Below are 7,216 nucleotides of genomic sequence, written 5' to 3'. Positions count from 1 at the left end.
TCGGCCTTGTCGGCTGGCAGTACCTCGGCCTTAAAATCGGTGACACCCACCTGTGCCGCCACTGCCGCAGCGGTTTGACGATTGTCGCCGGTAAGCATGTAAACGGCTACGCCCATTTGTTTAAGCCGGGCAATAGCTGCTTTCGAAGTTGGTTTCAGTTGATCGGCAATGGCCACAACGGCCAGCACCTGCTTTTCGTTGGCAAAGAACACCACTGTTTTGGCCTGGTCCTGCCACAGCCGGCTTTGCTTTTCCAGCTCGGGAGTCAGGGCGATTTTCCGTTCGTGTAGCAGGTGGCTGTTTCCAACGAAGTAGCGTTCGCCGGTTTCATCGCTTGCTTCCACGCCTTGTCCCGTCAGGCTGTTAAACCCTTTGACAGGCACCGAACTGATCCCGTCAGCCTGAAGCTTGCGAACCACCGCTTCGGCCAGCGGATGTTCAGACTGGGCCTCCATGCCCAGCAGTACCCCATGCACGCGGTCGCCGGCAACTGCTGGTTCCCACACGATGTTCGTCACTTCGGGCTTGCCTTTGGTTATGGTGCCTGTTTTATCCAGCACCACGGCATTCACCCGGTGCCCCAGCTCCAGGCTTTCCGCGTCTTTAATCAGAATATTGTTTTCGGCGCCTTTGCCAACACCAACCATAATGGCGGTGGGAGTCGCCAGTCCCAGCGCACACGGACAGGCAATAACCAATACCGCCACCGAGGTCAGCAGGGCATGGGTAAAGGCATCGTCGCCACCCACCAGCATCCAGGTGGCGAAGGTCAGAATGGAAATCAATAGCACGACGGGCACAAAAATACCCGCGATTTTGTCGACCAGCTTTTGCACCGGTGCTTTGCTTCCCTGTGCTTCCTGCACCATTTGAATGATCTGGGCCAGCAGCGTTTCGCCACCCACCTTCTCGGCTTCAAACTGAAAGCTGCCTTTTTGGTTGATGGTTCCGGCAAACACTTTTTGCCCACTGGTTTTCTCAACCGGCACTGGTTCGCCGGTAATCATGCTTTCATCAACAAACGAATTTCCCGACACGACCGTTCCATCAACCGGAATCTTCTCGCCGGGCCTCACCACCACCTGGTAGCCTTTTTGTACCGAGGCAATGAGAATTTCCTGTTCTTGCCCATCAATGATGGCTTTCAGCGTTTTAGGCTGCAAGCCCATCAGCTTTTTTAGTGCCGAAGAGGTGTTCGACTTGGCTTTTTCCTCCAGTAGTTTTCCTAGCGAAATAAAGGTGATAATCACGGTCGCGGCTTCGTAGTACACATGCGGATGAATGCCCCGGGCGTGCCAAAAGCCAGGAAACAGGGTGTTGAAAAAACTGAACAGGAAAGCGATTCCGGTACTTAGCGCCACCAAAGTATCCATGTTGGCTCGCCCGTGACGAGCCTGTTTCCATGCGTGGATAAAAAAACTCCTTCCGAAGTAAAATAAAACGGGAACGGATAAAACCATCGAAATCCAACGACCGGGTTCCCATCCCATAAAAAACATGCCCAACACAAAAACGGGCAGTGTTAAAAGTGCCGACCAAATCGTCCGCTGTTTGACATCAGCATAGTGTTTTTGCTGCATTTCCTGTTGGGCTTCCGCCGGATCGTCTGTATCCACCAGCAAATCATAGCCAATGGCCCGAATGGCGTTTTGCAAATCGGACGGGCTAAGCTTTTCGTCGTATTCCACCCAAACCGAACCCGATGCGAAGTTGACACTGGCCTGCGTCACCCCTTCGGTGTGGTTCAAAATGGATTCGACACTTGACGCGCAGGACGCACAGGTCATGCCGGTTACCGGAAACGTTTGCTTAACCAGGTTGCCGCCCGCTATTTTTGATTCAGATAGAGTCATTGTTTTCATCGTTGTGTGGGATTTAATTGTACATCACAAATTTCGCTAATGAATTGACCGAAACTGTTACAGAATCCTGCACACGATTTACAAGATTTTGCTCAAAGGGAGTCGAGCGGCCGCAAGTTGGGTGTGTGGGCCCTTTTGAATTGGGAGGGCGTCATCCCGGTTTCCTTTTTGAATTGAGATGACAAGTAGGCCACGCTACTGTAGTTCAGCTCGAAGGCAATTTCCGACAAGCTCAGCTCATCGTAAAACAGCAGTTCCTTGACCTTTTCGATTTTTTGCCGGGTCAGGTATTTTTCAATGGTGATGCCTTCCACGGCCGAGAACAAGCGGCTCAGATAACTGTATTCATACGCGAACTTGTTGGCCAGGTAAGTGGATAAATTAACCGTCAGCGGCTCTTTGCTGTGGTGAACCTGCTCAATAATCAGGGTCTTGATTTTGGAAATGATGGCCGACTTGCCGGGCTCCAGCAGTTCGAAGCCAAGCGCTTGAAGCTTGGTCCCGAAAGCTTGCCGTTGCGACACCGAAATGGTTTGCTGAAGATGAACCTGCCCCAGCTCAACTTGCCGAAAGGGAATGTTCAGCGCTTTTAAAGCAGCCTCCACCGCCATCACGCAGCGCGGGCAGACCATGTTTTTGATATGGAGGATTTCGGGACTGGACATTCTGGTTTCATTTAAGAATAAAATTCACTTCTGAGGATTAGACGCTAAAATACACCATTTTGTTTATTCGAAGCAGAAATCACGTAAAACAAAAAGTCGCCCAAAAGCTTTGGTTTCGCTTCGGACGACTTCTTGTTTTCCAGTCAAATCTGTTTTTCAACAATGCTAAAATGGCATCACATCGGTTGATCGCCGCGGCTCAAACGCCGGAGCTAATTTGGTAGGGCGAACTTTTCAAGGCGTTGGAAAGATCTTCCAAACGAAGTGGTTCGTCTGTTTCGAGGGCCACTTGCTTTTGGTTTAAATCGACCTGCACATTCTTAACCGATTCAACGTTCGACAACAGCTTGTTCACCACATTGGCGCAACCCGCGCAGGTCATTCCTGATACATTATATTTTTCAATCATAGCGTGTAATTTTTAAGAATTAATACATCTCAAAGGTATGGCATGGCAGCGCTTGATCTGTTATGCTTTTTTGTCTTGGTTTTATAAGATTCTGATCTTATCGAAAAGCATCTGCTTCATTGGCGCTTTAATCCGAAGGAACGCTTGAAAATATTATCTTGCTTCACCGTGCTTTTGTTCCTTTACGTCTAAGGTATTCTTATATTTATGAAATGATAAAACGGAGGCCAGCTTGTTCAATTTAAAAGCTAATTCTATGAATACCAAATCAATTGATATTGACCAATTAATTTTCAATCTGATGAAAATCAGGGAGGCAATTCTTTCCTGTGAAGAAGAATACGAGCCGGTGATTCAATCGGTACACTCCAATTACCGCTACAGCGTGCGCAATTTCATCCGTTACCTGAAACTTCGCACGTTTGAACTTCGAAAAATACAGGAAGAACTTTCCGCTATGGGATTGTCGTCCATTGGGCATTCGGAGCGCTATGTGCTGGCCAATATTGAGAATATCCTGTATTTTTTGCACTTGTACCAAGGCAAGAAGTTTCGTGGGAAATACGATTTGGGCGAACACCCGGTGAACTATTTTCAAAGTAATACAGTACTCGAAAGCAATACCACCCGATTGTTGGGAAAAAGCAACCAGTCGCTTAACACACGTATCATGGTTACGCTGCCTTCGGAATCTGCTACGGATTACAAAATGGTGAAAAGCCTGATTGATCAGGGCATTGAAGTAGCTCGTATTAATTGCAGCCACGATCGGCCGGAAGATTGGCGAAAGATGATTGGTCATGTACAACAGGCATGCCGGGAGGTGGGGCACGAATGCAAAATCTTCATGGACTTGCCCGGACCGAAAATGCGCACCGGAGAGGTAAAACTGAAAAGGAAGAAAAAAAAGAAAAAGCCGGTGGATTACATCTCCCTTCACACAGGAGATCATCTTCATGTGTATCAAAAAGCCATCATGGGACGCGATGCCCAATATAGTTCGGAGGGGGAAATGATCGCTCCGGCCCGGGTTTCAATTGCGTCCATGATTCAGTTTGAAGATCTTAATCCCGGTGAAAGTATTTGGTTTGACGATGGAAAAATCTGCGGAAAAATCCGTTCCATAACAACCGAATACCTGGATGTTGAAATTATCCGGGCAACCAGAAACAAAGGAAGTAAGCTGCGGGCTGAGAAAGGCATCAACCTGCCCGATTCAAGACTAAATCTGCCATCCTTGTCGCCCGACGATTTGAATTTTCTGCCTGTTTTGATTGAACTGGCTGATATTATCGGTTACTCTTTTGTCAGAAAAGCCTCGGATGTGCTTGCTCTTCAGCGAAAACTGGAGGAATATGGAAAGTCAGACATCGGTCTGGTGCTTAAGATTGAGAACCGTGATGCGTTTGAAAACTTGCCCGAACTGCTCATCACCGCCATGCGAAACCCAAACATCGGGGTGATGATTGCCCGAGGAGACCTGGCCGTTGAGTTGGGCGCCGAACGTATTTCGGAGGTGCAGGAGCAAATTCTGTGGCTTTGTGAGGCCGCTTTCATCCCCAATATCTGGGCCACTCAAGTGTTGGAAAAACTCTCAAAAGAGGGAGTCGCCACACGAGCCGAAATTACCGATGCGTCAATGGCTGCACGAGCTGAGTGTGTGATGCTCAACAAAGGGGAGAACATGCTGGAAACTGTTTCTATTTTATCGAGCATCCTGCATCGTATGGAGGCACATCAATACAAAAAGAAGGGAACTCTGCGCGCGCTCCGGGTAGCGGAAGGCTTTTTAGATAAAAAAAATTTGCTAGCCTAGTATTGTCTGATATCAGTTAAGATCAACGGTAATTCATCGGATGAAAACCAAACGAAATCCTAAAGCGGAAATCAAAAGCTTTTCATTCTATTTTGAAAAAAATTGTGATTATCCAAAAAAATAACCCTAACTTGCAACCAATTAATATATTAAAATCATGAACAAAGGAACAGTAAAATTTTTCAACGAGTCTAAAGGTTTTGGATTCATCAAAGATGCAAATTCTTCAAAAGAATATTTTGTGCATTCATCTGGTTTAGTTGATAACATTGGTGAAAATGACGAAGTAACATTTGAGTTGCAAGAAGGCAAAAAAGGATTAAATGCGGTAAATGTTAAACTAGCTTAGTTTAAAATAAATTCACCATTTAAAGATTTTAAATCCCGCCATTGGCGGGATTTTTTTATGTCAGAATTTTAATGAATTGTGATATCATGTGCTTCGCCAGACCCTCTTGGGAAACGAATATTTTCGGTTAATTCCTGCACTTCGTCGGGGGCTGGCTTGGTTAGTCGCGAAACGACAATTGAAATCAGGAAATTAAACAGCATCCCCAAGGTCCCAATGCCTTCAGGCGAAATCCCGAACCAGAATCCTTCGCTGGTTCCCGGTCCATTCAGTTGTGGCGTGAAATAGAAAATATAGGAAGCGGTAAACACGATCCCTATAATCATTCCGGAAATCGCGCCCTCACGGTTCATCCGTTTATCAAAAATACCCAGCACGATGGCCGGGAAGAATGAAGAAGCCGCCAGCCCAAATGCCAACGCGACGACCTGGGCAACAAAGCCAGGCGGATGCATCCCGGCAATTCCTGCTGCAACTACAGCAACTGCAATGCTGATTCGGGCGGCCCAAAGTTCACCATGTTCTGAAATGTCCGGTCGCAAATATTTCTTTAGCAAATCGTGTGAAATGGAAGTGGAAATCACCAATAGAAGACCAGCCGCCGTTGACAGCGCTGCAGCTAATCCTCCAGCTACTACCAAGGCGATTACCCAAGCAGGGAGGTTGGCAATTTCTGGGTTGGCCAGGACGATAATGTCCTGATCAATCGTTAATTCATTTTGTCTTGCATCAGCGACGTACTGAATTTTTCCATCGTCATTTTTATCGGTAAACGAAAGCAAGCCGGTATGCTCCCAGTTCGAAAACCATTCTGGAACATCTTTATACGGCTTCTCCGAGACGGTGTTGATCAAATTGGTTCGGGCAAAGGCAGCCACCGCCGGAGCGGTGGTATATAATAAAGCAATAAAAAGCAAAGCCCAGCCAGCCGATGCGCGTGCATCTTTCACCTTTGGAACGGTGAAGAATCGAACGATAACATGTGGCAAACCAGCTGTTCCAAACATTAACGCAGCCGTGATGAAAGCCATGTTCAGCAAGTTGCCCTTCTTAACAGCCGTGTACTCAGCAAAACCCAAGTCAACGGAAAGTTGATTCAATTTATCTAGAAGAAACGCGCCATCTGTTGTTCTGCTTCCAAAACCCAATTGGGGAACCGGGTTGCCAGTCATTTGGAGTGAAATGAAAATGGCAGGTACAGTAAAAGCAAAGATCAACACGCAATATTGAGCTACCTGTGTGTAGGTAATGCCTTTCATTCCGCCAAGCACCGCATAAAAAAACACAATACCGATCCCGATCAAGACACCCGTTTCAAATGGAATATTCAGAAAGCGGGCAAAAGCGACACCTACTCCTTTCATTTGTCCAACTACATAGGTAAATGAAACAAAGAGGGCGCAAATAAGTGCTACCAGGCGCGCATTTCGGGAATAGTAACGTTCGCCTATAAAATCGGGCACCGTATATTTTCCAAACTTCCGGAGGTACGGAGCCAGCAGTAAGGCCAGCAATACATAGCCACCGGTCCAGCCCATCAGGTATTGAGCACCACCGTAGCCCATAAAGGAGATCAGTCCGGCCATGGATAGAAATGAAGCAGCCGACATCCAATCGGCAGCGGTGGCCATGCCATTAATCACCGGATGCACACCTCCTCCTGCTACATAAAACTCTTCCGTTGAACCTGCACGCGACCAGGCTGCAACAACGATATAAATAATGAACGTGAATGCGACCAGAAAGTAGGTCCATATTTGAGCATCCATAAGCAAATTGTTTAGTTAGATTTCGTCCACTTCAAATTCCTTGTCCAGCCGATTCATCAGAAATACATACACAAAAATCAGCACCACGAAAACGTAGATAGATCCTTGGTGTGCAAACCAAAATCCTAATGGAAAGCCACCCAGCCGAAACTGGTTCAAAAAATCGGCCAATAAAATTCCGGCACCAAATGAAACCACAAGCCAAATCAAAAGAAGGATTGATAGATAAGTTAGATTTTTTCTCCAATATAATTTCTTGTCTTTATGAATCATACTGCTTAGATTGTATCAAAATAAATACAATAAAGACTAAAATATCCGAAATTGCAAACTCCGTTTACAAATG

Annotated in this window: 7 protein-coding genes; 2 read left to right on the top strand and 5 right to left on the bottom strand. The window is 46.5% G+C overall.

Annotation, left to right across the window (positions count from 1 at the left end; translation table 11 throughout):
• The 3 genes from AAC033_RS17610 to AAC033_RS17600 all read right to left on the bottom strand — a co-directional run.
• On the bottom strand, positions 1-1,862 hold a 1,862-nt coding region (locus tag AAC033_RS17610), incomplete at its 3' end, for a heavy metal translocating P-type ATPase (protein ID WP_339740553.1).
• Positions 1,863-1,954: 92 nt separating this feature from the next.
• Positions 1,955-2,527, bottom strand: coding sequence for an AraC family transcriptional regulator (locus AAC033_RS17605; RefSeq protein WP_339740550.1), 573 nt, complete (start codon positions 2,525-2,527; stop codon positions 1,955-1,957).
• A gap of 199 nt (positions 2,528-2,726) precedes the next feature.
• Positions 2,727-2,936 carry a heavy metal-associated domain-containing protein gene (locus AAC033_RS17600; protein ID WP_339740548.1) on the bottom strand — a complete coding sequence of 70 codons (210 nt, stop codon included), beginning with the start codon at positions 2,934-2,936 and terminating at the stop codon, positions 2,727-2,729.
• 256 nt (positions 2,937-3,192) lie between these two features.
• On the opposite strand from AAC033_RS17600, the gene AAC033_RS17595 reads away from it, so the two are divergent.
• Both AAC033_RS17595 and AAC033_RS17590 read left to right on the top strand, forming a co-directional pair.
• Positions 3,193-4,752 (top strand): pyruvate kinase, encoded by a 1,560-nt coding sequence (locus AAC033_RS17595; protein WP_339740546.1) that lies wholly within the window; start codon positions 3,193-3,195, stop codon positions 4,750-4,752.
• Positions 4,753-4,909: 157 nt separating this feature from the next.
• Complete coding sequence (locus tag AAC033_RS17590; protein ID WP_053183631.1) at positions 4,910-5,101, top strand: cold shock domain-containing protein; 192 nt, start codon at positions 4,910-4,912, stop codon at positions 5,099-5,101.
• Between the two features lie 68 nt (positions 5,102-5,169).
• On the opposite strand, the gene AAC033_RS17585 is transcribed toward AAC033_RS17590, so the two are convergent.
• Both AAC033_RS17585 and AAC033_RS17580 read right to left on the bottom strand, forming a co-directional pair.
• Positions 5,170-6,870, bottom strand: a complete 1,701-nt coding sequence (locus AAC033_RS17585; RefSeq protein WP_339740543.1) for a sodium:solute symporter family protein — start codon at positions 6,868-6,870, stop codon at positions 5,170-5,172.
• 15 nt (positions 6,871-6,885) lie between these two features.
• Positions 6,886-7,143 (bottom strand): DUF4212 domain-containing protein, encoded by a 258-nt coding sequence (locus AAC033_RS17580; protein ID WP_339740541.1) that lies wholly within the window; start codon positions 7,141-7,143, stop codon positions 6,886-6,888.
• Positions 7,144-7,216: the final 73 nt, after the last annotated feature.

This window comes from uncultured Sunxiuqinia sp. (genome assembly GCF_963974515.1).
Classification (GTDB): Bacteria; Bacteroidota; Bacteroidia; order Bacteroidales; family Prolixibacteraceae; genus Sunxiuqinia.
This window is presented reverse-complemented; position numbering and strand designations above follow the sequence as displayed.

Bases quoted from the DNA above. Each gene is read 5' to 3' on its own strand.
- AAC033_RS17595 (WP_339740546.1), top strand. From the start codon at position 3,193: ATGAATACCAAATCAATTGATATTGACCAATTAATTTTCAATCTGATG.
- AAC033_RS17605 (WP_339740550.1), bottom strand. From the start codon at position 2,527: ATGTCCAGTCCCGAAATCCTCCATATCAAAAACATGGTCTGCCCGCGC.
- AAC033_RS17590 (WP_053183631.1), top strand. From the start codon at position 4,910: ATGAACAAAGGAACAGTAAAATTTTTCAACGAGTCTAAAGGTTTTGGA.
- AAC033_RS17580 (WP_339740541.1), bottom strand. From the start codon at position 7,143: ATGATTCATAAAGACAAGAAATTATATTGGAGAAAAAATCTAACTTAT.
- AAC033_RS17600 (WP_339740548.1), bottom strand. From the start codon at position 2,936: ATGATTGAAAAATATAATGTATCAGGAATGACCTGCGCGGGTTGCGCC.
- AAC033_RS17585 (WP_339740543.1), bottom strand. From the start codon at position 6,870: ATGGATGCTCAAATATGGACCTACTTTCTGGTCGCATTCACGTTCATT.